This is a genomic window from Streptomyces sp. NPDC003300, from assembly GCF_040610915.1.
Lineage (GTDB): Bacteria > Actinomycetota > Actinomycetes > Streptomycetales > Streptomycetaceae > Actinacidiphila.
Map to the genome: position 1 here is coordinate 1 of NZ_JBEXNE010000023.1, position 24,668 is coordinate 24,668.

At 73.1% G+C, this 24,668-nt stretch carries 18 protein-coding genes; 3 read left to right on the plus strand and 15 right to left on the minus strand.

Translation table 11 applies throughout. The features are described from left to right. The first annotated feature begins 116 nt into the window (after positions 1-116). The gene (locus tag ABZX65_RS28085; RefSeq protein WP_355345791.1) at positions 117-1,109 is read left to right on the plus strand and encodes a hypothetical protein; all 993 of its coding nucleotides are present in this window, start codon (positions 117-119) and stop codon (positions 1,107-1,109) included. Positions 1,110-1,368: 259 nt separating this feature from the next. Further along, positions 1,369-2,130 (plus strand): class I SAM-dependent methyltransferase, encoded by a 762-nt coding sequence (locus ABZX65_RS28090; RefSeq protein ID WP_355345794.1) that lies wholly within the window; start codon positions 1,369-1,371, stop codon positions 2,128-2,130. 33 nt (positions 2,131-2,163) lie between these two features. Here ABZX65_RS28090 and ABZX65_RS28095 read toward each other — a convergent pair whose 3' ends face one another. From ABZX65_RS28095 to ABZX65_RS28155, 13 genes are all read right to left on the minus strand, one after another. Beyond that, on the minus strand, positions 2,164-2,715 hold the full coding sequence (locus ABZX65_RS28095) for a flavin reductase family protein (RefSeq protein ID WP_355345797.1): 552 nt from the start codon (positions 2,713-2,715) through the stop codon (positions 2,164-2,166). A 74-nt stretch (positions 2,716-2,789) separates the two neighbouring features. Beyond that, positions 2,790-3,596, minus strand: coding sequence for an alpha/beta hydrolase (locus ABZX65_RS28100; RefSeq protein ID WP_355345800.1), 807 nt, complete (start codon positions 3,594-3,596; stop codon positions 2,790-2,792). Beyond that, positions 3,593-4,756, minus strand: coding sequence for an LLM class flavin-dependent oxidoreductase (locus tag ABZX65_RS28105; protein ID WP_355345803.1), 1,164 nt, complete (start codon positions 4,754-4,756; stop codon positions 3,593-3,595). Before ABZX65_RS28105 ends, ABZX65_RS28100 begins: the two co-directional genes overlap by 4 nt. Before the next feature lie 51 nt (positions 4,757-4,807). Then, positions 4,808-6,034, minus strand: coding sequence for an acyl-CoA dehydrogenase family protein (locus ABZX65_RS28110; protein WP_355345806.1), 1,227 nt, complete (start codon positions 6,032-6,034; stop codon positions 4,808-4,810). Then, entirely contained in the window at positions 6,031-8,538 is a 2,508-nt protein-coding gene (locus ABZX65_RS28115; RefSeq protein WP_355345809.1) for a molybdopterin-dependent oxidoreductase, read from the minus strand. The genes ABZX65_RS28110 and ABZX65_RS28115 overlap by 4 nt, the downstream gene beginning before the upstream one ends. Then, on the minus strand, positions 8,535-9,617 hold the full coding sequence (locus ABZX65_RS28120; RefSeq protein WP_355345812.1) for an LLM class flavin-dependent oxidoreductase: 1,083 nt from the start codon (positions 9,615-9,617) through the stop codon (positions 8,535-8,537). Before ABZX65_RS28120 ends, ABZX65_RS28115 begins: the two co-directional genes overlap by 4 nt. A gap of 45 nt (positions 9,618-9,662) precedes the next feature. Further along, complete coding sequence (locus ABZX65_RS28125) at positions 9,663-10,757, minus strand: ABC transporter ATP-binding protein (protein WP_355345815.1); 1,095 nt, start codon at positions 10,755-10,757, stop codon at positions 9,663-9,665. Further along, positions 10,754-11,992, minus strand: coding sequence for an ABC transporter ATP-binding protein (locus ABZX65_RS28130; protein ID WP_355345818.1), 1,239 nt, complete (start codon positions 11,990-11,992; stop codon positions 10,754-10,756). Before ABZX65_RS28130 ends, ABZX65_RS28125 begins: the two co-directional genes overlap by 4 nt. Beyond that, the gene (locus ABZX65_RS28135) at positions 11,976-12,860 is read right to left on the minus strand and encodes an ABC transporter permease (RefSeq protein ID WP_355345821.1); all 885 of its coding nucleotides are present in this window, start codon (positions 12,858-12,860) and stop codon (positions 11,976-11,978) included. Before ABZX65_RS28135 ends, ABZX65_RS28130 begins: the two co-directional genes overlap by 17 nt. Next, positions 12,857-13,933 (minus strand): ABC transporter permease, encoded by a 1,077-nt coding sequence (locus ABZX65_RS28140; protein ID WP_355345824.1) that lies wholly within the window; start codon positions 13,931-13,933, stop codon positions 12,857-12,859. The genes ABZX65_RS28135 and ABZX65_RS28140 overlap by 4 nt, the downstream gene beginning before the upstream one ends. Next, a complete protein-coding gene (locus ABZX65_RS28145; RefSeq protein ID WP_355345827.1) occupies positions 13,930-15,486 on the minus strand; it encodes an ABC transporter substrate-binding protein in 1,557 nt (518 codons plus the stop codon). Before ABZX65_RS28145 ends, ABZX65_RS28140 begins: the two co-directional genes overlap by 4 nt. A gap of 564 nt (positions 15,487-16,050) precedes the next feature. Continuing rightward, positions 16,051-16,977 (minus strand): DsbA family protein, encoded by a 927-nt coding sequence (locus ABZX65_RS28150; RefSeq protein WP_355345830.1) that lies wholly within the window; start codon positions 16,975-16,977, stop codon positions 16,051-16,053. Continuing rightward, positions 16,974-17,477, minus strand: a complete 504-nt coding sequence (locus tag ABZX65_RS28155) for an Rrf2 family transcriptional regulator (RefSeq protein ID WP_355345833.1) — start codon at positions 17,475-17,477, stop codon at positions 16,974-16,976. Before ABZX65_RS28155 ends, ABZX65_RS28150 begins: the two co-directional genes overlap by 4 nt. Positions 17,478-17,616: 139 nt before the next feature. Between ABZX65_RS28155 and ABZX65_RS28160 the strand changes: the two genes are divergently transcribed. Then, positions 17,617-18,123 (plus strand): cupin domain-containing protein, encoded by a 507-nt coding sequence (locus ABZX65_RS28160; RefSeq protein ID WP_355345836.1) that lies wholly within the window; start codon positions 17,617-17,619, stop codon positions 18,121-18,123. A 105-nt stretch (positions 18,124-18,228) separates the two neighbouring features. On the opposite strand, the gene ABZX65_RS28165 is transcribed toward ABZX65_RS28160, so the two are convergent. Together ABZX65_RS28165 and ABZX65_RS28170 are read right to left on the minus strand one after the other, a co-directional pair. Beyond that, entirely contained in the window at positions 18,229-21,198 is a 2,970-nt protein-coding gene (locus ABZX65_RS28165) for a glycoside hydrolase family 3 C-terminal domain-containing protein (protein WP_355345839.1), read from the minus strand. A gap of 438 nt (positions 21,199-21,636) precedes the next feature. After that, the gene (locus tag ABZX65_RS28170) at positions 21,637-24,246 is read right to left on the minus strand and encodes a discoidin domain-containing protein (RefSeq protein ID WP_355345842.1); all 2,610 of its coding nucleotides are present in this window, start codon (positions 24,244-24,246) and stop codon (positions 21,637-21,639) included. Positions 24,247-24,668: the final 422 nt, after the last annotated feature.

Below are 24,668 nucleotides of genomic sequence, written 5' to 3' on the forward strand. Positions count from 1 at the left end.
GACCTGCTCGGCGAGTTCGCCGTAGCTGACGGTGCGGTCCTTGAAGGTCAGCGCCGGGCGGTGGGTCGCGCCGCGCGCGATCAGCCGGTCCAGGCTACCGCGAGGACCCGTCGGGCGTGAACGTCCCCGTCGCCGAGCGGTTCGACGGCGCCCGGTGGAACGCCACCGGCCCGCTCGCCCACCGGCCGTCCGGCGGCGCGGCGGCGAACGGCAAGCTCGACGCCGTACTGCCGCTGTCCGCCCGTGACGTCTGGGCTGTCGGCTCCTGGAACGACGCCGCGGCGTTCCAGGACCGCTCGCTGGCCGAGCACTTCGACGGCCGCCGCTGGCAGGAGGTCCCGCTGCCCGCGGAGGCCGCCGACCGGTCGGCGTACCCGTCGGCGCTAGCGGGCACCGGCCCGGACGACCTCTGGACGGTCGGCGTCACCGCGCAGGACCGGATCGGCGCGCCGCGCCCGCTGGCGTACCACTGGAACGGGCGCGCCTGGTCGTCAGTCGCCACCACGGAGCCGGGCGGCGACGCGCTGCTGTCGGGTGCGGCGGCCGACGGCGACGGTCGTGTCTGGGCCGTCGGCGTCGTCTACGACGCGTGGGGTGAGGGCCGCCCGCTCGTCGAGCGCTGGGACGGCGCGGCCTGGCGGATCGTGCCGACGCCGCACACCGCCGGCCGCGGCGAGTCGCTGGAGAGCGTCGCCGTGCTCGGCCCCGACGACGTGTGGGCGGTCGGCGGGAGCAGCACGCCGGACGGCACGAACTCCCCGCTGACCCTGCACTGGGACGGGCGTACGTGGACGGAGGTCGCGGCGCCCGCGGTCCACGCGGACCTGCACGGCGTCACCGCGTACGGCGAGCACGGCCTGATCGCCGTCGGCGAGCAACAGGGCGTGGCCACACCGGCGTTCACCATGCGCTGGGACGGGGCGGCCTGGCACGCCGAGCCCGCGGCGACCGACGCGGCGGGCCAGGGTGCCTCGCTCTTCGGCGTGGCCGCCGTGCCGCACCCGCTGCCCGGCACACCCACCGCGTGGGCGGTCGGCTCGACCCTTCCCCAGTTCCAGCCGACCTGGCGGCCGATCGTCCAGGGCTACGGCGGGGTGCCGGTGCGCTGAGCGGCAGGGGCCGCCTCCGGCGCGGGACGGCCCCCTTGCTGGCCGGCTCCTCAGGTACGGCCCGTGGTCCAGGCGCCGGTTGATCGAGGCCCGGGTGTGATTGAGGTCCGAGGTGGTCGAGGTCCGAGGTGGTCGAAGCCTGGGCTGGTCGCGGCCCGGGTGTGTTCGAGGCCCGAGCCCTGGCTGGTCGAGGTCCGAGGCGGTCGGGGTCCGGGTTAATCGAGTGGTCCGGCAGACGGCCTGCGGCGATGATGCCGGGATGGAACGTGACTTCGACGCGCTGGTGGCGGAGGCCGACTCGGTGTCGGTCGACGGGTGGGACTTCTCCTGGCTGGACGGGCGGGCCACCGAGCAGCGGCCGTCGTGGGGGTATCAGCGGCGGATGGGCGAGCGTCTCGGCCGGGCGTCGGCCGCGCTCGACATCCAGACCGGCGGCGGCGAAGTGCTCGCCGGGGTGCCCGCGCTGCCGCCGCTGATGGCCGCGACCGAGTCGTGGCCGCCGAATGTGGCCAAGGCGACCGCGCTGCTGCACCCGCGCGGCGCGGTCGTCGTCGCGGACACGGACGAGCCCCCGCTGCCCTTCGCCGACGAGACGTTCGACCTGGTGACCAGCCGCCACCCCGTGACGGTGTGGTGGGACGAGATCGCGCGCGTCCTGCGCCCCGGCGGCACGTACTTCTCCCAGCAGGTCGGCCCGGCCAGCGCGTTCGAACTCGTGGAGTTCTTCCTCGGAGAGCAGCCCGACGCGGTGCGCGGCGCGCGCCACCCCGACCTGGCGCGCGCGGGCGCCGCCGCGGCCGGACTCGAGGTGGTCGACCTGCGCGCCGAGTCGCTGCGGATGGAATTCCACGACATCGGCGCGGTCGTCTACTACCTGCGCAAGGTCATCTGGATGGTCCCCGGCTTCACGGTCGCCGAGCACCGCGACACCCTGCGCGCCCTGCACGAACACATCACGTCCGAGGGGTCGTTCACGGCCACGGTGACCCGCTTCCTCATCGAGGCGCGGAAGGCGGCCTGACGCCGGGACCGCCCCCCGCGACGCCCGTCGCGGTTACGCGCGGGGCCGGTCGGTGTGGAAGGTGCCGAACGCCCCGTCGTGGTGGACCAGCGGCGAGTCCGCGCCGGGACCGCCCGCGTCCTCCACATGGCCGACCACGAGGAAGTGGTCGCCGACATCGTGGACGTGCACGGTACGGGCGGTCAGCCAGGCCGGCACCCCGGACAGCAGCGGCAGCCCGCCCGTGTCCGGTGTCCAGTCCACCCCGGCGAACCGGTCCACTCCACTGCGCGCGAAGCCCCGCGCCAGGTCCTCCTGGTCGGACCCGAGCAGATGCACCGCGAAACGGTCGGCCGACCTGACGGCGCCCGCCGTGGACGCCGTGGTGGACAAGTAGAAGGACACCAGGGCCGGTTCGAGGGACGCCGAGGTGAAGGACGTCGCGGTGAATCCCGCGGGACCCGGCACGGTCACGACGGTCACCGCCGTCGCCTGCCGCCGCAGCGTACGCCGCAGCAGATCGGCCGGACGTACCGCTCCGGCGGCGGAACGGGTGTGATCCACGGGTGAGTTGGTGGCAGCGGCGAGCGACGGGGTCGCGGTCATGACGGGCGGTCCTTCCGGGTCGGATGCCAGGGGAGTGGCCGGACCCCTTACGGGGCCCGGCACATGGCGGGGCGTCAGGGCGCGGCGACCGGGGTCACCGTGAGGATCGGCGGGAGCGAGGGAGCGATACGCAGCCGCTCCAGCCACTGGACGACGAGGGCGGCGACACTGCGATGCTGGATGTCGTTGAGCACGTCGTGCCTGCCGTCCGTCACCGTGGCCAGGGTCGCCGCGGGCAGCCGCGCGGCCAGGGAGTGGGCGACGGACGGCGCGGAGACCGGATCGGCCGCGCCGTGCAGCACGAGGGCCGGGAACGGGAGCCCGGCTGTGAGCGCCGCGTCGGCGGCCTCGGCCAGCGCGCCGGGGACGGGGGCGGCGAGGGCGCCGGCGACGAACAGCGGATCGGCGTCCAGCCGCCCCCGGTGCGTCGGGCACGCCGTGCGTACGGCCAGCTCGTCGTCCCACCCGGCCGCCGCGCCCGGTTCCGGCGCCCCGGCGAGCAGCAGCGCGTCCGGTGCGACGCCCGTACGCCCCGCGGCTGCCAGCGCGTGCAGGGCCCCGCTGTCGGAACCGGCCAGCACCAGCGGCCTGGCCGCGCCCGCCGCGATCGCTTCGACGGCGCCCGCGACCGGCTCGGGATCGCCGTCCTCGGGCACGTCGAGGACGTGGACGACATACGCGTCGGCCGCCAGCCGTCGGCCGAACCGCTCGTACACGCCCGGATGTTCACCGCGCCCGGGGAGCAGGACGACGGTGCCGCGGTGCGCCAGGCCCGCGGCCGGGTACCAGTCCGCGACCGGCGCGGCCTCCTCCGCCGGGCTCGGGACTCGCGGGTGCACCGGGTCGCCGGTGGCCTCGGCGAGGCCGACCGGGGCGCTCATCGGGCACCGCTCACGGCGGCGACCGCGGGAGCGGAGCCGGACACGCCCGTCGCGTCCGCGTCGCGCCGGGCCACCTCGGCCCGGACCAGCGGCAGCAGGTCGCGGCCGTAGTCGATCACGTCGTCCAGCGGGTCGTAGCCGCGGATCAGCAGCGTGGTGACGCCGATGTCCACGTAGTCCAGCAGCGCCTGGGCGACGGTCTCCGGCGTGCCGACCAGGGCGGTCGAATTGCCCGCCGCCCCGGTCGCCTTGGCGGTGGGGGTCCACAGCGCGCGGTCGTGCAGCTCCCCCTTGGCCGCGGCGGCGAGCAGCCGCTGCGAGCCGGTGTTCTGGGGCTGGGCGTCCGGGCCGACCGGCAGGGTCGTGCGGCGGCTGCCGACGAACGACCCTGCCGCGCCTCGGGAGTTGATGGTGTCCAGGATGCGGTGCGCGCGGTCCCACGCCTCCTCCTCGGTACGGCCGAGGATCGGCCGGAAGGAGACGCTGATCCGCGGCGGCTCGGTGCGGCCCGCCGCCTCGGCCGCGGCCCGCACGGACGCGATCTGCTCCGCCGTCTCCGCCAGCGGTTCGCCCCACAGCGCGAAGACGTCGGCGTGCTTGCCGCCGACCCGGTAGGCCGCCTCGGACGAGCCGCCGAAGTACAGCGGGATGCGGGGCTCGGTGACCGGGCGCACCTCGGAGAGGTAGTCCTCGTAGTGGTAGAAGCGGCCCTCGTGGCTGACCGGTTCCGTGCTGGTCCAGGCGGACTTGAGGATGTCGAGGTATTCGTCGGTCCGCGCGTAGCGGTCGTCCTTGCCGAGGTGGTCGCCGTCCCTGCGCTGCTCGGCGTCGTGCCCGCCGGTGATGATGTGCACCGCGGTGCGCCCGCCGGAGAACTGGTCGAGAGTGGCGAAGGTCCTGGCCGCAAGGGTCGGGGCGACGAAGCCGGGGCGGTGCGCCACCAGCAGGCCCAACCGCTCGGTGTGCGCGGCGACATGGGCGGCGACCTGCGTACCGTCGGGGCTGCCGGAGCCGTAGCCGATCAGGACGCGGTCGAAGCCCGCCTCCTCGTGGGCGAGGGCGAACCGCCGCGTGTAGTCGGGGTCGACGACCGGCCCGGACGGAGGACGGACCTCGGAGACGTCGCGGGTGCCGATCATGCCGATGAACTCAACAGGCATGGCTGCTGGGGCCTTTCGTGAGAGGGAGCGGAAGAGAAAGCGAAAAGGGGGTCAGCGGGCGGACCCGCCGAGATCGAGGGCGGCGCGCCCGGTGCCGAGCAGCACCGAGTCGTCCTGCGGGGTGTGGACGCGGGAGCACAGCACGTCCCGCAGATGGCGTTGCAGCGGGTTGTCGTTGGTCAGGCCGTTGTTGCCGATCAGCGCGACGGCCTGCTCGACCGAACCGATCGCGGCCCGGGTGCCGAGCACCTTCGCGCCGCCCGCCTCCGCGGCGGCGAGCGGATCGCCGCTGTCGACGGCCTCGGCCAGCGCCGCCACCAGCCTCTCCGCACCGGCCAGTTGGACCTCGATCTCGCCGACCGCGCTCTGGAAGCGCGGCAGCGTGGCCAATGGAGCGCCGAGCGCGCTGGGCACGCGCTCGTGCAGGAAACCGGTCAGCCACCGCTGGGCGGCGCGCGCCACGCCGAGGTAGAGCGCGGTCAGGCCCAGCGAGTTCCAGGCACCGCCCACGACGTCCCGGCCGCCGTCCTGGCCGGGCTCCGCGAGCCCGGCGGTGCGGCCGAGCGGCACACGGACCGAGTCGAACAGCACGTCGTCGCTGCGGCTGGCGCGCAGCCCCAAGTGGTTCCAGGTGGGCCGCACTTCGATGCCCGGCGAGTCGGTGCGCACCAGGAACGAACCGGTCCGCACCGGCTCCTCGTCGGTGCGCGCCCACACCATCATCCAGCGCAGCGCCACCGCGCCGGTCGAGAAGATCTTGTGCCCGGTCAGCTCCCAGTGGTCCTCGCGCCGCCGCGCGGTGGCCGCCGGAAGCCCGCCGCGTACCGGACTGCCCAGATCGGGCTCCACCCGCAGGGCGTTCACCAGCGCCGGGCGTCGCGCCGACTCGGCCAGCAGCTCGCCGTAGGTGTCCTGCGGCCAGTGGGGGGCGCGGGCCTGCGCCGCGTGCGCGAACAGCGTCATCGACGTGACCAGCGCGACCGCCGGATCGCCGCCGCCGAGCGCCCGCAGGATGCGTACGGTGTCGGCGAGACCGGCCCCCGCGCCGCCGTGGCCGCGGTCGACGGTCGCGGTGAGCAGTCCGGCGGCGTGCACGGCGGCCACGCCCTCGTGCGGGAAGCTCGCGTCCCGGTCGTGCTCACCGGCCCGCGCGGCCAGCGCCGCCGCGACCTCGGGCAGCCGGTCGTAGTCGGGTGCGGGCAGGCCGGTGGCGGCGGCGTCCGCGGGCGCGGCAGAGCCGGTGCCGGTGCCGGACGAGGACGCGAGGTCGGTGGTCACGGTGTGGCCTTCCTGTGGTGGGGCCGTTCGAAGTGGGGATCGCCGGGCTCGGGTGGTCCGAGGCGGCCGTACGGGCCGGGCGCGTACGTGTCAGCGGTGGCCGGTCCCGCGGCGGCCGTCGAGGGTGTCGCGTGCGCCGTACGGCCCGCGCGCGGATCGTCGGCGAAGGCGGGCGGCCGGCGGACGGTCACCTCGGGCGGCGGCCCTCCGGCCCACAACTCGACCTCGACCAGCGCGTGTTGGCCGGTGCAGCCCTGGGAGAGCCGGGAGCTGGGGATGTCGGCGGTCAGCACGTTCGGATTGCCGTGCGCGCACAGCGGCGGCTCGTGACCGGGTACCGGGTCGAACCACGCGCCGGTCGGCAGCCGTACGACACCGGGCCGTACCCGGTCGGTGAGCACCGCGCCCGCCAGGCAGGCGCCCCGGTCGTTGAAGATCCGCACCAGATCGCCGTCGTGGACCGAACGGGCCGCCGCGTCAGCCGGATGGATCCGCAGCGCCTCGCGCCCGGCGACCTTGGCGTCCAGGCTCGCGGCCCCGGTGTCGAGCTGACTGTGCAGCCGGTTGGCGGGCTGGTTCGCGATCAGCAGCAGCGGCAGCCGGTCCGCGGCCGGGGCGCCCGGCCACTCGTCGGGTTCGAGCCAGGCCGGGTGGCCGGGGCAGTCGGGCAGCCCGAGGGCGGCCACCGTCGCGCTGGTCAGCTCGATCCGGCCGCTGGGGGTGGCCAGGGGCGCGCCCAGCGGGTCGGCCCTGAAGTCGGCGAAGAGCGTGCGCTCGGCGGGCTGCGGCGGCAGTTCCCACTCGCCCGCCGACCAGAAGTCCGCGAAGGCGGGCGGCTCGCCGCCCCCGGTCGCCGCCAACTCCTCGGCCCACCGGGTGTACAGGTGCTCCAGCCATCCCGCCGGGTCCCGTCCCTCGGTGAACCGCTCGCCGAATCCGAGGCGTTCGGCCAGACCGGCCAGGATCGCGTGGTCGTCGCGGGCCTCGCCGACCGGCTCGACCGCGCGGTGCATGGCGATCAGATGGGTGTCGCGCCGCCCGCCGCCGATGTCCTCACGCTCCAGGGACGTGGTGGCGGGGAACACCAGATCGGCGTGGCGGGCGGTCGCCGTCCAGTGCGTCTCGTGCACCAGCACGGTGTCCGGCCGCCCGAAGGCGCGCCGCAGCCTGCCCAGGTCCTGATGGTGGTGGAAGGGGTTGCCGCCGGCCCAGTGCACCAGCCTGATGTCCGGGTAGCGGCGGCGTGTGCCGTCGTAGTCGTACTCCTCGCCGGGACGCAGCAGCAGGTCCGCGATCCGGGCGCAGGGGATGAACTCCGCGACGGGATTGGGCCCTTGGGGCAGATACGGCAGCCGGACCTGCGGACCGGTGTCGCCCACGTCGCCCATCGAGCCGTAGCCGTGGCCGAATCCGCCGCCCGGAAGTCCGATCTGGCCAAGCAGCGCGGCCAGCGCGAGCGCCGCCCACACCGGCTGCTCGCCGTGCTGGATGCGCTGCAACGACCAGGTGACGGTGACCAGGGTGCGCTGCCGCGCGGCGCTGCGGGCCAGGTCGCGGATTCGGTCGGCCGGGATGCCGGTGAGCGCCGCGGCCCACCGCGCGTCCTTCACCGTGCCGTCGTCGGCGCCGCGCAGATAGCGCAGGAAGGTGTCGGCCCCGGCGCAGTAGCGGGCGACGAACTCCCGGTCGTACAGGCCCTCGTCGACCAGGGTGTGGGCGAGCGCCAGCATCAGCGCGGTGTCGGTCGCCGGGCGGATCGGGTACCAGTCGGCGTCCAGGCCGTCCGGCAGGTCGTCGCGCAGTGGGCTGACCAGCGCGACCCGGGCACCGGCCGCGGCCAGCGCCGACAGATGGCCGGGCGTGCCGTGCCGGGTCACCCCGCCGGGGGTGACATGCACGTTCTTCGCGGGGATTCCGCCGAAGGCGATGATCAGTTCGGTGTGCCCGGTGATCGTCGGCCAGGTGGACGAGGACCGCAGCACCGACTCCGCGTCGCCGACCAGATACGGCAGCAGCACCAGCGAGGTGCCCAGGCTGTACGAGTTGCGCGAGCCCGTGTAGCCGCCGAACTGCGCCAGGAACCGGTGGAGTTGGCTCTGCGCGTGGTGGAAGCGCCCCGCGCTCGCCCAGCCGTACGAGCCGCCGAACACCGCCGTGTTGCCGAACTCGTCGCGGACCCGAGCCAGTTCGGCGGCGGCCAGGTCAAGCGCCTCGTCCCAGCCGAGTTCCACGAAGGGCTCGTCGCCGCGCCCGGAGGTGGGACCGGGGCCGTGCTCCAGCCAGCCGCGCCGGGCGGCGGGCCGCCGGATCCGGGTGGCGTGCCGGAGCGATCCCGGCACACCGCGCAGCAGCGGTGACGGCGAGGGGTCGGCGGGGTGCGGGACGGCGGTGACCGTGCCGTCCGCGTTCCGCCGTACCCCGAACGCCCCCCAGTGGGAGGTCGTCGGGGTGACCGCCCCGGCCCTCCTCCCCACCGGGGGCGCGCTCCCGGTCCCGGCGGTCATACGGCAGCCGCTCCGGTCAGCGCGGCGCCGTCGGTCTGCTCGCGGACCAGCCGCACCAGGGCGCCGTAGTCGCGGGCGTCCTCCAGCGGGCTGAAGCCGCGGATCAGGAGGGTGGACACGCCCAGGCCCACGTAGTCCAGCAGCGACTCGGCGACCTGCTCGTAACTGCCCACCAGCGCGGTGGAGTTGCCCGCGGCCCCGGTGACCTTGGCGACCGCGGTCCACAGCCGCTTGTCGTGCACGTCGCCCTTGGCGGCGTATTCGAGCAGCCTGCGCGAGCCCTCCTGCGCGGTGTGGTCGAGGTTGAACGCCTTGCGCACCTCGCCCGCCTTCTCCTTCGTCAGCCGCAGGACGTCCTCGGCGCGGCGCCACGCCTCGGCCTCCGTGGCGGCCGGTATCGGGCGCAGGCTGACGCTGAACCGCGGGTCGCGGCCGTACGGCGACGCCGCCGCGCGGACCTGCCGGATGCGCTCGGCGATCCCCGCGAGCGGCTCGCCCCAGAAGGCGTACACATCCGCGTGCTTGCCGCCGACCCGCACCGCGTCACCGGACGCGCCGCCGAAGTACACCGGGATCGGATCGGCCGGGCGGACCGACGAGTAGCCGCCACGCACGGTGTAGAACTCGCCCTCGTAGTCGAAGGGTTCGGCCGACTCCCACTCCTTGCGCACCACGTCGAGGAACTCGTCGGTGCGCCGGTAGCGGGTCGGCTTGTCGCTGAGGTCGCCGTCTCGCGCCTGGTCGGCGTCGTCGCCTCCGGTGATGACGTGCAGCGCGACCCGGCCAGGGTGGAAGGCGTCGAGCGTGGCGTACTTGCGGGCCGTGAGCGTCGGGGCGACGAAACCGGGACGGTGGGCGAGCAGCACACCGAGCCGGGTCGTACGGTTCAGGATCTGGTCGGCGACGGTGAAGCCGTCGGGGCTCGCGGAGGAGTGCGCGACCAGCACACGGTCGAAGCCGGACTCCTCGTGCGCCAGGGCCAGTTCGGTCAGGTAGCCGGGGTCGACGACAGGCCCGGACGCGGCGCCGGTCTCACTGAACTGCTGGGTGCTGGCGATGCCGATGAATTCGATGGGCACGGGGTCTCTCCCGAAGATCGTGGGGTTGCTGGTGGTGTGCGCGGGTCAGCGGGCGGCGGCGACCGGGTGGTGACAGGCGGCGGCCCGCTCGCCCGAGTGCGGAGAACTGCCCGGTTGCGCACGGCAGTCGGCGTCCGCCAGCGGGCAGCGGTGGGCGAAGACGCAGGCGCCGGGGTCGGCCGCCCAGACCGGCACCTCACCGGGCGGCCCCGGCCGTTCGCGCCGCTTCGACGGATCGCGGTCCACGCGGGGCGCGGACGCGGTGAGCAGCGCGGTGTACGGGTGCAGCGGGCGGGCCAGCACATCGGCGGTCGGGCCCTGTTCGACCAGTCGCCCCCGGTACAGCACCGCGATCCGGTCGGCGATCCCGGCCAGCGAGCTGAGGTCGTGCGAGATGACGACGACGGCCACGCCCAGGTCGCGGCGCAATTCGTCCAGCAGCCGCAGCACATGGTTGCGGTTCGAGGCGTCCAGCGCGCTGACCGGCTCGTCCGCCAGCAGCAACGCGGGCCGCGTGACGATCGCCCGCGCCAGGGACACGCGCTGACGCTGGCCGCCGGAGAGCTGGGCCGGAATCCGGCCGCCCAGGGTGCCCGCGTCGAGCCCCACCCGGTGCAGCGCCTCCGCCACCCGGCCGCGCCGCTCGGCGCGCTCCACCCCGGCGACCGCCAACGGCTCGCCCACCAGGTCGTTCACCGTCAGATCCGGGTCCAGCGACCGCAGCGGGTCCTGGAACATGTACTGCACCAGCCCGGACCGCCGGTGGTCGCGCAACTCCCGTCCGCGCAGCGCGCCGACCTCGACGCCCGCCACGCCGATCCGCCCGGCCACCACCGGCGCCAGCCCGACCACGGCCCGCGCCAGCGTCGTCTTTCCCGACCCGGTCTCGCCGATCACCCCGAGGATCTGACCGGCCGTCACCTCCAGGTCCACACCGCTCAGCACGGGGGCGCTGTGGCTGTGGCCGGGGCGCCGCTGGTAGGTGACACCGAGCCCTTCGACCTGGAGCGCGGGCGCGGACGCCCGCGTCTCGCGTTCGGCGGCGGGCACCGCGGACGGCGCGACCGGCCGCTCGATGTCCGCCGTGGGCGGGGAGACGTCGGAGACCGGCGCCGTGCGGGCCGCGGGGGTGGTGGTCATGCGGGCACCTCCTGGAGGGGCGGCGGGGACAGGGCGAGTTCCGCGGCGCGCACGCAGCGGACACGGCGGCCGTCGGCGGTCGCGGTGAGCGGCACCGGCCGCGTACGGCAGCGGTCCTCGGCGAAGGCGCAGCGGTCGGCGAACCGGCAGCCGACCGGGGCCTCGCCCGCCTCGGGCGGACGGCCGGGGATGACGGCCAGCTCGCGGCGGTTCCAGTCGCCGAGGGAGGCGACGCGCAGCAGCGCGGCGGTGTAGGGGTGCGCGGGGCGGTGGACGACGTCCTGGGTGGGGCCGTCCTCGACGATCTCGCCCGCGTAGAAGACCAGCACCCGGTCGGTGACCTCGGCGACGACGGCCAGGTCGTGGGTGACCAGCAGCAGGGCGAGACCGCGCTCGTCGCGCAACTGGGCCAGCAGATCGAGGACTTCGGCCTGCACGACGGTGTCGAGCGCCGTCGTCGCCTCGTCCGCGACGAGCAGCCGCGGATCGCAGGCGACCGCGATGGCGATCAGGACGCGTTGCAGCATGCCGCCCGACAGCTCGTGCGGGTACCGGTGGTAGACGTCGGCGGGATCGCGCAGGCCGACCGAGGCGAAGAGTTCCACGGCCCGCTCGTGCGCCCGCGCCCGCTTCAGACCGAGGCGTACGCGCAGCGGCTCCGCGAGCTGGCGGCCCACGGTCAGCGCCGGGTTGAGATACGAGGCCGGGTCCTGGAAGACCGCGCCCAGCTCCACCCCGCGCAGCCGCTCCCACTGCCGCTTGTCGAGCGCGGTCAGATCGGTACCGGACGACGGGGCGGCGCCCGACGACTTCCTGGCCGAGGACTTCGCGGCGGACGCCTTGCCGAACGACCGGCTTGCGGGCGACGGGCTTGCGGGCGACGCCTTTCCGGCCGCCGACCCACCCGCCGCCGACCCACCCGCGTCCGAGGCACCGGCCGTCGCCGTACCGACCGCTTCCGTACCGTCGGGATCCGCACCGGCCAGCACCGCGCTGCCCGCCGACACCTGGCAGCCGGGCGGCAGCACGCCGAGCAGCGAGCGGCAGGTCAGCGTCTTGCCGCTGCCCGACTCGCCGACGACGCCGACGGCCTCGCCCGCGTGGACGGTGAAGGACACGTCGCGGACGGCCTCGGCGCGACCGCCGGAGACGGTGATGTGCAGCCCGTCCACGGTGAGTACGGGTCCGGTCGCACCGACGGTGCGGGCACGGCCCGGCTCAGACAGCGACGACACGGTCATCGGCCTTCCTCCCCTGGGGTTCGCGGGCGGCTCGCGGCTCGGCCCCGACATCGGCGCCGCTGTCCCGTACGGCGTCCGCGAGCAGATTGAGCGCGCCGACGGTGATCATGATCAGGACGCCGGGCAGGGCGGGCGCCCACGGCTGCTGGGCGAGATAGCCCAGGTCGCTGGCGAGCATGCCGCCCCAGGTCGGGGCGGGCGGCTGGACGCCGACGCCGAGGAAGGTCAGCGAGGCGACGGTCAGCAGCGCCGTCGCCAGCGCGTGGGCCGTGGTCACGGCGATCGTCGGCAGCACCTTCGCGGCGATGTGGGTCCGCAGGATCCGGCCGCGCGAGGCGCCCATCAGCTCCGCGGCCTCCACGTACTGGGCCTGCTTCAGGCCCAGCGCGGCGGCGCGGGACACCCGGAAGAACAGCGGGGCCAGCAGCACGCCGAGCGCGAGCATCGCCTGGTTGAGGCCGTTGCCGAAGACGCCGATCGCGGCGATGGCGAAGAGCGTGAACGGCAGCGTCATCAGCGCGTCCACCGCGCGCAGCGCGGCCCACTCGAAGCCGCGGCCGAGCCACAGCGACGCGAGGCCCGGCACGACGCCGAGGACCATCGCCGCACCGACCGACTCGACCGCGCCGAGCACGGAGCGGCCGGTGCCCGCCAGCAGCCTGCTCAGGACGTCCCTGCCGAGGTAGTCCGTCCCCAACAGGTGCGATCCGCTGGGCCCTTGGAGCACCCGCGCGGTGTCCTGCGCGAGCGGGTCCTGCGGGGCGATCACCCCGCCGAGCACCGCGAACAGGGCGACGACGGCGAGTACGGCCAGTGCGAAACGGGCGGCGGGCACCCGTCCGGTGCGGCGCAGCGTCCTCATGAGGCACCGCCACGTGACGCGCCGTCAGCGAGCGCGGCGTCTCCCGATGCCGCGTTCGCCTTGGAACGGCCCCTGCGGGCGGCCGGGTTGAGCGCCAGCAGACCGGCGTTGATCGCGATGTTGGCGAGCAGGACCACCGCCACCGTGACCAGCAGCGTGCCCTGGATGACCGGCACATCGTGCTGTTGGGCCGCCTGGAGGGAGAGCTGCGCGATACCGGGCAGGTTGAAGATCCGCTCGGTGACGACCGCGCCGCCGATCAGCATCGGCACGCTCATACCGAGGACGGTGAGCGCGGGTCCCGCCGCGTTGCGCAGCACGTGCCCGAAGAGCACCCGCCGGGCCGACAGACCGCGCATCATCGCGCCCGTCACGTAATTCGCCCGCAACTCCCCGACCAGCGAGGCCCGTAGCTGCCGGGCCACGTTCGCGGCGGCGTCCAGGCTGAGCGCGAAGGCGGGCAGCGCCGCGAAGCGCAGCCACTGCGCCGGATCGTCGCCGAAGGCGGTGTAGCCGCCGGACGGCAGCCACCCGAGCTTCACCGACACCACCGCGATCAGACCGATCGCGACGACGAAGGCCGGCAGCGTACCGAGCACCGAGCAGGCCGCCGTGATCGCGCGGTCCAGCCGCCCGCCGTTGCTGTACGCGGCGGCGATCCCGCCCGCCGCGCCGAGCAGCACGGCGATCACCAGGGCGAGACCGGCGATCGACAGGTCCACCGGCAGCGCCCGGAAGACGCTGTCGGAGACCGGGAGCGTGGTGAACCAGGAGCGCCCGAGATCCCCGGTCAGGGCGTGGCCGAGCCAGCTCACGTACTGCACCGGCAGCGGCCGGTCCAGGCCGAAGGCGTGGTTCATCCGGTCGATGTCGGCGGGCGTGGCGGTCTCGCCGAGCACCGCCGCGCCGGGGTTGGCGTTCGACAGCGCGCCGAGCCCGAAGGTCAGCAGCGACGACAGCAGGAACACGGTGGCGGTGGTGAGCACCGCGGAACCGATCGGCCGCGGCGCGATCAGCGCCCGGCGGGCCCGTGCCGACCGCCGCCGGGGCAGCGCGGCGGCAAGCGCCGTCATCCGACGGTCACCCCTTCGAAGCGCTGCACCACCGTGGTCTCGGGCAGCGCCGACACCCCGCGGGCCCTGGCGAGGATGCGCGGCACCGTGAACAGGAAGACGTTCGGCGTGGTGCGCACCGCGGTGGCGCTCGCGGCCTGGAGGACCTTCGGGTAGTCGGGGGAGTCGAGCGGAGTGCGGGTCACCTTGTCGATGGCGGCGGCCAGCTCCGGCGGGGTGGTGCGGCCCGGATTCATCAACCCCTGCTCACCGAAGAGCACTTGGAACGCCTGCACGGCGGAGTCGCGGCCCGCGAACTGGTCGACGGCCAACTGCCGGTCGTGCTGGATGTAGATGATCTGGGTGAACTGCGCCTCGGGGATGACCTCGATCTTCGCGTTGATCCCGACCTTCTTGAGCTGCGCCTGGATCTGCTCGGGCTCGCCCTGCGCGGCGCCCGTGGTCAGCGTGAGGTCCAGGCCGCCCGCGTGCCCGGCCTCCGCGAGCAACCGCTTGGCCTTCTCCGGGTCGTACGGGAAGAGATTCGCGCTGGCCGGGTCGTACCCCGCGTAACCCTTCGGGAAGGGCTGGTAGCTGACCTCGCCGTGGCCGAACGCCTGGGTCTTCAGCAGCGCCTCACGGTCGATCGCGTACTTCAGCGCCTCGACCACCTTGGGGTCGTCGAACGGCGCCTTGCTGCTGTTCACATCCAGGGTGGCGACCACCATCGAGGGAATGACCTGCACTTCGAGCCCGGCGGCCTTGGCCGCCTCGACCTGGCTGCCCGGGATCTGCGCCACGTTGTACTGCCCCGACTGGAGCGCCGCGACGACCGTGGAGGCGTCGGGCAGCGGGTACAGCTCGAAGTTGTTCAGCTTGATTGACGCCGCGTCCCAGTACGTGGGGTTGCGCCGCAGGACGGCCTTGGCGTTCTGGGTGTACGAGGTCAGCGTGAAGGGTCCCGAGCCGGCCGGTTTGGAGGCGATGCCCGCGGCGTCCGAGGTGAAGGCGGCCGGATTGACGACCATCCCGGTCTTGCCCGCCAGCAGGTTGGGGAGCTGGTAATCAGCGTGCGTCAGGTCGATCACGACAGTCGTGGCGTTCGGCGCGGACACCGCCTTGACCGACGTGAGCTGCGGTGCGACCAGCGACTTGGGGTCGGTACGGCCGCGGTCGAGGCTCTTCTTGACGGCGGTGGCGTCCAGCGCGGAGCCGTCGGAGAAGGTCAGTCCGGGACGCAGGGTGAAGGTCACCTGCGTGCCCAGGGCGTTGTACTTCCACGCGCTGGCGAGCGCCGGTACGGCCGCGCCGTGCGGGTCGAGCTTCGTGAGGCCCGCGTAGACCAGGGAGAGCGAGTGCACGTCCCATCCGGCGGAGGAGAAGACCGGGTCCCACGAAGTGGGCAGCGCCCAGCCCCACTTGAGGACGGAGGAGCCCGCGCTGCTCCCCGAGGTACCGCTGCCACTGCCGCAGGCCGCGAGCGCCAGGGCGGCGCCCGCGCCGAGGCCGAGCCCGAGGAAGGAACGTCTGCTCGGGGAGGAGGGAAGAGAACTGGACACGGCGGCACGATTCATGACGAGGCGTCACCTTTCGAGGGTGCGTTTCGAGGGGGTGCCCTCGACGGTGAGGGCGGCGCGACGGGGGCGGCGTACAGCGTGCCGTTCCGCTCGGCGACGGCCAGGAGACCGGCGCGCCGAGGACGGAGGCGGCACGGATCGCGGTGCGGCGCCATGGCGGCGGCACTGGGCGGTGGGCGTGACGGGGGAGTGCCGCGCCGGGGGCGGGTGCCTCAGGCGGTTACGGCGGGGGTCATGGCGTGGACGTCACGGGACGACGGGGCCACGGAAAGACGAGCGGGAGGACGCGTGGGCGGGGCGCACGGGCCTGGACACAGGCCGGCCGATCGGGGGCCTGGGGCCTGGGGTCTGCGGGGCGGTCAGGCGCCGCGCGAGGGCCACGGGCGTACGGTCAGCGACAGAGAGCGCTGCTGGTACGCAGGAAGTCCACGTAGCGGCACACCACACCGGGGTGCGTCGTAAGCATGTGCCCATCCTGACTGCCGGGGTGAGCCGATGTCAATGGACACCAAAAGGTGTCTCATTCGGTGGAACGGTGACCGCGTGCGAAAGACCCGCTGGTCAACGCGGCAGCGGGGGTACGGATACGGGGGCCGGGTATGCCGCGGCCTCGGCCGGGTGGAGCCACAGCGGGCCGTTCCCGGTGGCCACCGGGACGGCAGACGCGGGCGGCGCGACCCCCGGCGCCAGCAGCTCCCACTCCGGCCCGGTCAGGCTGCGGTGGTACGCCAACAGGGCCTCGGCGGACGGCTGTTCGGCCGACACGGACACCCCGGGTGCGACCGCGAGCGCCGCCTCCAGATAGCTCGCCGCCGGGCGCCTGCCGGGCACCACGCGACGCCCGAGCGGCCCGGTCAGCACGACGGTGGGCAGCGCGTACCGCAGCTCTCCCGACGGGGTCTCCTTGGCGGTGCCCGGATGCGGCCCCGCCGCTGTGACGGTCAGCACATCGGCCAGCGGGGCGCGCGTCTCGCGGTGGTCGGCCGTCACAGCGGCGAGCACCCGGGGGGACGCGGCGTCGGCGGCCAGGCGTACGGGGTCGAGACCGGGCACGCCGTCGGCGGCGGCCAGCGCCAGGTCCAGTGTGTCGGCGGGCTCGCCGGTCACGAACATCGTCTCGCGCAGCCGCCGCAGCACCCGGTCGGCCACCTGCCCGCCCTGCGCCTCGGCCGCCTTGGCGACCAGCGAGGCGGGCCAGCTCGTCGCCGCCACCCGGCTCAGCCGCACCGCGTGCGGAGCCCCGGTGTGCCCGCTGATCTCCCGGACGAAGCCCTCGTACCACCGGGTCTCGGCCGCCGGATCGGGCGCCGGGTCGTCGTCGGTGTCGAAGAGGATGCCGAACACCCGCCGCCATGACGCCTGTTCGCCGAGCGCGGCCCGCAGCGCGCGGAAGACGGGCTCGGAGCCCCACGCCCACGGACAGAGCGGATCGGTGTACTCGGTGACCTGGAGGCGGTCGGTGCCACCGGGCGGCGGGGGACCGGTCATGCCACGCCCGCCAGGCGGTCCTCGCCCGCCGAAGGGGCGGCCGGAGCGGCGATCGGAGCGGTGTCCGGCGCGGCGGCCTGTGCGCCGCCGGCCGCGGCCGACCCGGACGGCAGCAGTGCGGCGATTGTCACCCCGGCCAGCACGGCGGCGGCGCCCTCCTCGATCGTGCGCCACACACTCGGCAGGCCCGTGGCGGGCGTCGGATAGGCCAGCTCGGCCAACGGCTCGCCGCGCAGTGTGATCACCTCGCCGTCCACGGCGCGCACCACGTCGAGCAGCGTGATCTCGGCGGCGGGTCTGGTCAGCCAGTAGCCGCCCTCACAGCCGCGCTGGCTGCGCACCAGCCCCGCCCGCCGCAGCTCGCCGACCACGGACTTCAGGAATCGGAACGGAATCTCCTGCGAGGAGGCGATGGCCTCGCAGGTCAGCGGGCGGTCGATGTCGCAGGCCAGCTCCATGAGGGCCCGCGCGGCGTAGTCCGCCTTCGCGGAGATATGCATGGCTCCAGTATGGCGCGCCGGACGGCGGAAGTCGGCACCGCGGGCGGCTCCACCGGCCACGGAAGGGTGCGTCTGTGCAGGTGAGCCGTAATGGACACCTCTTGACATCTTTTCCGGACGCCCTCTAGCGTCGTCTGCCATGAGCGATCAGCCGACCATCGCCGGTGAGGGATTCCATCCGCATCTCCCGGCCGGTTCCGACCCTTCGCACGGCTCGCTGCGCAGCCGACTGCACCACATCAAGGCCGACGGCCTCGACGGCGACACCGCGCAGACCGGCGGCATGCGGCGGTTCGCGGCGATCAGCGGAGGGACCGTCGGGTCCGAGCGGCTGTGGATGGGCCAGACCCATGTCGCCCCCGCCACCGCCTCCTCCGACCACCACCACGGCGAGTCGGAGACCGCGATCTATGTCGTCAGCGGACGCCCGGAGTTCGTCTTCGTGGACGACTCCGGCGGCGAGCCCGAGGAGGTACGGCTGCGCGCCGCGCCCGGCGACTACATCTTCGTACCCCCCTTCGTGCCGCACCGCGAGGAGAACCCGGACGACTCCGAGGAGGCCGTGGTCGTCATCGCCCGCAGCACCCAGGAGGCGATCGTGGTGAACCTCCCGAGCCTGTACGCGCTTCCGGGCGACGGCTCCTGACGAGCCGTCACCCGGAAGGCCACGCGAAGCGGTCACCGAGACCGGTCACGGAGACCGGTCACCGGGGACGGTGCCGTCACGCGTGCCCGAGACCGGCGGCCGGGGTCAGTCGTTGACCAGGTCGAACTCCTCCCAGGGGCCGATCGCCGCACGGTTGGCGATCAGGGCGGCGGCGCCCGCGTTCTCCGCCGTCACGTACTGATGGTTGGAGTGGGCGCGCAGCGTCACCGCGCCGTCCGGGTCGTGGATCAGGTCGAAGGTCTCGGCGGCGCCGATGGTACTGCTGCTCGCGATCAGCGCACCGGCCCCGGAGTTGGGGGTGGTCACGTACTTGTTGTTGGCGTGCGCCCGCAACGCGACCGTCCCTGAACCGAGGTCGATCGCGTCGAAGGTCTCCCAGGGGCCGATCGCCGTACGGTTGGCGATGAGCGCCGCCGCGCCCGCGCTTTCCGCCGTCACGTACTGGCTGTTGGCGTGCGCCTTGAGGCTGACCGTGGTGCTCTGGCCCGGATTCCCCGTCCCGCCGCCGTTGCCCGCGGGGATGGTGGTCTGGCCGGTGAGGCGGATGTCGCGGGAGGAGGAGCCGACGTAGACGGCGTTGGTGCCGGCCGCGTTGGTCCAGGTGGTGGTCCAGTACTGGAAGCTGCGGGCGTCCAGGGTGACCGTGACGTGCTGGCTCTGGCCGGGGTTGAGGCTGACCCGCTGGAAGCCGCGCAGGTTCTTGGGCGGTTCGCCGGTGGTGGCGGGCTGTCCGACGTAGACCTGGGCGACCTCGGCGCCCGCTCGTGTGCCGGTGTTGGTGACGTCGAAGCCGACGGCCACGTTGCCGTTCGCGTCGGGCGCGCCGACCGTCAGGCCCGAGTAGCCGAAGGTCGTGTAGGACAGGCCGAAGCCGAACGGGTACGCGGGCGTCTTGTTCTGCGAGTCGTACCAGCGGTAGCCGACGTTGATGCCTTCGCTGTACTGCACGGTGTTGTTCTGGCCGGGCCATTGGGCCGGGGTGTGGGCGGGGACGTCCGCGAGGGAGGCGGGGAAGGTCACCGGCAGCTTGCCGGAGAAGTTGACGTCGCCGTAGAGGAGCCGGGCGATGGCGTTGCCGTCCTCCTGGCCCGGATACCAGTTCTCGATGATGCCCCGGACGGAGTTGGCCCACGGCATGGCGATCGCCGAGCCGCTGTTGACGACCACGATGGTGTTGGGGTTGGCCGCCGCCACATCGGTGACGAGCTGGTTCTGGTCGCCGGACAGCGAGATGTCGTTGATGTCGGCGCCTTCGCCCTCGCCCTTGTTCACGAAGACGATCGCGGTGTCCGCGTTGCGCGCCGCCGTGACGGCCTCGCCGTGCAGGTCCTGGTTGGGGATCTGCCAGCCCAGTTCCAGCTCGCTGCCGCCGCCGTCCTGGAAGTAGTCGATCTCGACGCTGACCGGCTGGCCCGCGGTGAGCGTCACCGTGCCCGTCTTCGTGGTGGTCGGCTGATTCGCCCAGTTGTTGATGATCTGCTGGCCGTTGACGAACAGCCTGCTGCCGTCGTCACTGGTCAGGGCGAAGGTGTACGTGCCGGTGGTCGGCGGGGTCAGCGTGCCGGTCCACTTCGCCGACCAGCCGGTCGCCGGGACACCGGACGCCGGAGAGGCGCCGCCCCACAGGAAGTTCAGCGTCGGGTCGACCCGCGAGAGGACCGGCGTGCCGCCCATCGACGTCCCGTTGTAGAACTGCCCGTACAGGCCGTGGCCGCTGCCCGAAGAGGGCGTCAGATACGGGCTGTCGACGATCTCGCCGCTCGGGGAGGCGTACCCCTGGGCGTAGTTGACGCTCGCGCCGCTGCCCGCGCGGGTGACCAGCGCCGAGTACGGGGTCACGACCGAGGACGAGCCGACGTGCGTGCTGCCGCCGCCCGCCGTCATGGCGTTGGGACCCGCGTCGTCGCCGATCACGGCGATCTTCTTGTTCGCGGAGCCCAGCGGCAGCGCGGCGGAGGCGTTCTTCAGCAGGACGCTACCCTCCTCGGCGACCTGCCGGGCCGTGGTCCGGTGCGCGTCCGTGCTGACCGGCGTCGTGATGGTGCCGGTCTGCGTGGTGTCGAAGAGCCCGGAGGCGAACATCGCGGTGAGGATGCGGCGGACGTGCCCGTCGAGCGTGGCCTGCGAGACCTGGCCGGAGGCCACCGCGTTGGTGAGCGCCGTGCCGTAGAAGTCGCTGCCGTTCATCTCCATGTCCAGGCCGTTGTTGGCCGAGGCGACCGTGGAGTGGGTGCCGCCCCAGTCGGAGGTGACGAAGCCGGTGAAGCCGAGGTCGCCCTCCAGCACCTGCTGGATCAACTGGGCGTTCTCGCAGGCGAAGGTGCCCGCGACCGAGGCGTAGGAACACATCACCGAGTACGCCTGGCCCTGCTTGACGGCGGCTTCGAAGGCGGGCAGGTAGATCTCCCGCTGGGTACGGTCGGACATGATGACGTTGTCCGAGGCGTTGTTGCGGTTGGTCTCCTGGTTGTAGTCCGCGTAGTGCTTGACCTGGGCCATCGGGCCCTGGCTCTGGATGCCCTGGATGTCGGCTGCGCCCAACTGGCCTGTCAGATACGGGTCTTCGCCCAGTGACTCGAAGGCGCGGCCCCAGCGCGGGTCGCGCACGATGTTGATCGTCGGGCCGAGCACCACGTTGGCGCCCTTGCCCCACTCCTCGTTGCCGATCACTTGGCCGTAGCTCTTGGCCAGATCGCGGTCCCAGGAGGCCGCGGCGGCCACCGGGGCCGGGAGCTGTGTGACACCGCCCGCGCCGTCCGCGACGCCCGCCGGGCCGTCCTGGAGGCGTAACTGGGGTATGCCGAGACGGGTGTTGGCGTCCACGCAGGCGCCCCATGAGCACTGCGCGCCGCCGTGCATCATCGTGATCTTCTCGGCGTTGGTCATCTGCGCCAGCAGAGCGTCGGCGCGCTGCGCGGGGGTGTCGGCCGCGCTCATCCACGGCCGGGCGTCGACCGCCGACGCGGACTGCGCGGGCAGGGGTCCGGCGGTCAGCGCGGCCAGCGCGGCGACCGCGATGGCGAGCACGCTGGAGAGCAGGGGGCGTCGTCTCATCGCCACTCCGTTCGGGTTCGGCGGGCGGTGTGGGGTGCCGCCCGTGCCAGGGGGATGGAGCCCAAGAGTGCTCACCGAGGATTGTGCTCAACTTGCGCACAGGTCAAGGGTTATTGCAGATTCGACGCCGCCATATTGCGTGAAGTCGGCCGCTACGACCGCCTGTTGCGTCCGCGACTGACCTGATTAGGTGCGATCCCGAACACCCGGAGTCGGCCCGAGACGGCGCGCGCGAGCGGCCCGAGACGGCACGCGCCGAGCGGCCCGGGCCCGCGCGCGCCGAGCGGCCCGGACCCGTACGGCCCGCTCCCGGACATGCGGAAGGGCCGCCGCCCTGAACAGGGCGGCGGCCCCTCGCACTCGGTGGTGCCCGTAGGCGCGCCTGTGGGGCGACGCGCCTACGGGGTCTCAGGCGCCATGACGGCCTTCGTCATGGGGTTACGGGTACGACGTCACCGTGGACGGTACGGTCGAGGTGCCCGACGTGCCCGGCCCGGTGTTGTTGATGACGTGGGCGTATTGGCCCATGCCGCCGAGCGAGACGACCAACAGGTCGTGGAACTTCACGCCCGCCGTGGTCGGTGCCTCGAAGCCGTGGTCCTGGATGATCGACGGATCGGCCGTGTAGTTGCAGTAGCTGCCGAGACCCCAGCCCTCGTGGGTGGTGACGTTGTCGTCCACCTTGTAGGCCGCGAACCCGCGGATACTGCCGTTCTGGACCGCCGCCTGGTTCGGGGCGTCGTAGGCCTTCTCGTTCTGGAAGAAGATCGTCCTGCCGTTCTGACCGGACCACTCCACGTCGTACTTCTTGAAGTGCTCCACGAACAGGCCGGTCGCCAGCACGTTGTTGCCGTTGACCTTCAGACCGATGTCGGCCGGGTTGACGTTCCAGCCGGTCGGCGCGCTGCCGTGGTCGGCACGCCAGATCCAGGTGTGGTCGATGATGACGTCATTGCTGTTGATCTCGAACGCGGTCTGGGCCTGAGCGGCGCGCGCGCCGCCGACCCGGGCGAACACGTCCTGGACCGTGGTCGGGTTGGCCGAGTGGTTCGCGGACGAACCGGGCGCGCCGACCTGGAGGAGCTGCGGCGAGTTGCCCGCACCGGCGTCGATCAGGAAGCTCGCCAGCCGGACGCCGTCCACGTCGGCGACCTTCACCGCGTCCACGCCGTTGTCCGGGACGACCGTGGCGTAGCCGAGGCCAAGGACGACGGTGTTGGCGCGCGTGACGTTGATCGGCTGGTCCACGTGGTAGATGCCCGGAGTGAGCAGCAGGTTCAGCCCCTGTGCGAGCGCCGCGTTGATGGTCGCCGCGGAGTCGCCGGGGTGCGCCACGTAGAACTGCGTCAGCGGGATCGACGTACCCGGCGTGTTGGGCCAGGAGGTGCCGCTCGCGTTCTGCCGCAGGCTCGGCACGAACACCGAGTAGTTGTTGCCGTCCAGGTACATGTACGGCTTCTCACGCGACTCCGGCGTCGTGGCCAGCGTCGTGTAGACCGGGTTCGGGAAGCCCTGCGCCGGAGCGCCCTTCACACCCGAGAACACCATGTTCCACACGCCGTTGGTCCAGCCGCCGATGGAGCTGTCGCGGGTGTACCACTGCTGCTGCGAGTACGGGCCCACGGTGCCGTCGATCTTGCTGTCGGCGATGTAGCCGCCACTCGCCCAGCCGTAACCGGCCGGGGCCAGGTTCAGACCGCCCTGGACGTGGATCCGGCGGAACGGCGCGGCCTGCGCGACGGCCCAGCGGTCGTCGCCGCTGACCGGCTTGATGGCCAGGTTCTCCACCGAGCGCCAGAAGTTCTGCGTCGCGTTGCCGTTGAACCAGCCCGCGTCGACGGTGATGTCACCGTTGATCTGGACGTCGTCCGGGTTCTTGCCCAGGCCGGAGACCGAGGTGTAGAAGCCGACCTGGTCGTTGATGCCGTTGTACGTACCCGGCTTGAAGAAGACCTGGTAGCGGGCGTCACCGAACTGGTTGGACTCCTGCTGGGCGAAGATCTGGTCGAGCTGGCCCTGGAGGTTGGGCGTGGACGGGTCGAAGACCTTGACGTTGGGGCCGAGGTCGCCGCCGCCCTGGATCGGGCCGGTGCCGCCACCGCCGCTGCCCGCGGTGCCGAACACCTGGAACTCCCACAGGGAGTAGCCGTATCCGGTGGCGCGGACCGTGCCGTACACCCGGACGTAGCGCCCGGTGCCGGTCACGGTGAGCGTCTGGTTGCCGCCCGTGCCGGTGGTGGTGGAGTAGATGTCGGTCCAGTTCGTGCCGTCGGCCGAGGTCTGGATCTTGAAGGACTTGGCGTACGCCGCCTCCCAGTTGAGCGCGACCGAGCTGATGGTCGCGGACGCGCCCAGGTCGACCTGGAGCCACTGCGGGTCGCTGGCCGCGCTGGACCAGCGGGTGCCGGCGTTGCCGTCGACCGCGGCCGAGGCGGGCGTGCCCGCGTTCTCGGTCGAGGACGCGGTGGCGGTCTTGCCCTGCGAGAGCAGCGTCCCGGTGGCCGGCGGGTTGCCCCCGCCGCCCGTGCTGCCGTAGACCTGGAACTCCCAGAGCGAGTAACCGTAACCGGTCGCGCGCGCCGTACCGTACATACGGACATAACGCCCGGAAGCGTTTACGGCGACTGTCTGGACACCACCGGTCGCGGTGGTGGTGGAGTAGGCGTCGGTCCAGTTCGTGCCGTCGGCCGAGGTCTGGATCTTGAACGCCTTGGCGTACGCCGCCTCCCAGTTGAGGGTGACGGAGCTGATGGTCGCCGTGGCGCCGAGGTCGACCTGGAGCCACTGCGGGTCGGAGGCGGCGCTGGACCAGCGGGTGCCGGTGTTGCCGTCGACCGCGGCCGAGGCGGGCGTGCCCGCGTTCTCGGTCGACGACGCCGTCGCGGTCTTGCCCTGGGAGAGCAGTGTGTCCGCCGCGCGGGCGGAGTGCGAGGGTACGAAGAGGAGCAACGAGGCGATCAGGGCCGTGATGATCGCCGCGGCGGTGTTACGCCGATTCGCCGGTGCTGATGGTCTCAGCGCCGTCGAGCCGGAGGGGGGAGCGAGCATGAGCAACTCTCCTGGTTCCACACGTGGGGGGGGCAGGGGTCGGTGATCGTCCGGCCGAACTGCGGTGGCCGGACGACAGGATGCTGCTGAAACGGTGAAGTCCGGGCGGGCGCCCACCTGTTGAGGTGAGAGCGCTCTCCCGGGTGCACACCGCGATGGTTCTCCCTGTGTTTCATCCATGTCAAGAGTTGTGCACAGAGTGCGTCCTCCCGAATGGGGAAGCTCCAGAAATCCGGGCAAAGCCGTCGTAGCTGGTGACACAAGTTGAACGCACTGCGGTGACCAGCGGGTATGTCAGGACGTCTCCGCGCGGCAGGCCGCTTGACGCGCCGTCGCACCTCGCCCGCACCCCGGTCCGACCCGGAAACGCTTCCGTATACCTTCAGAGCATGAAGCCGCAGTGGACTGCGGTGGTATGTGCG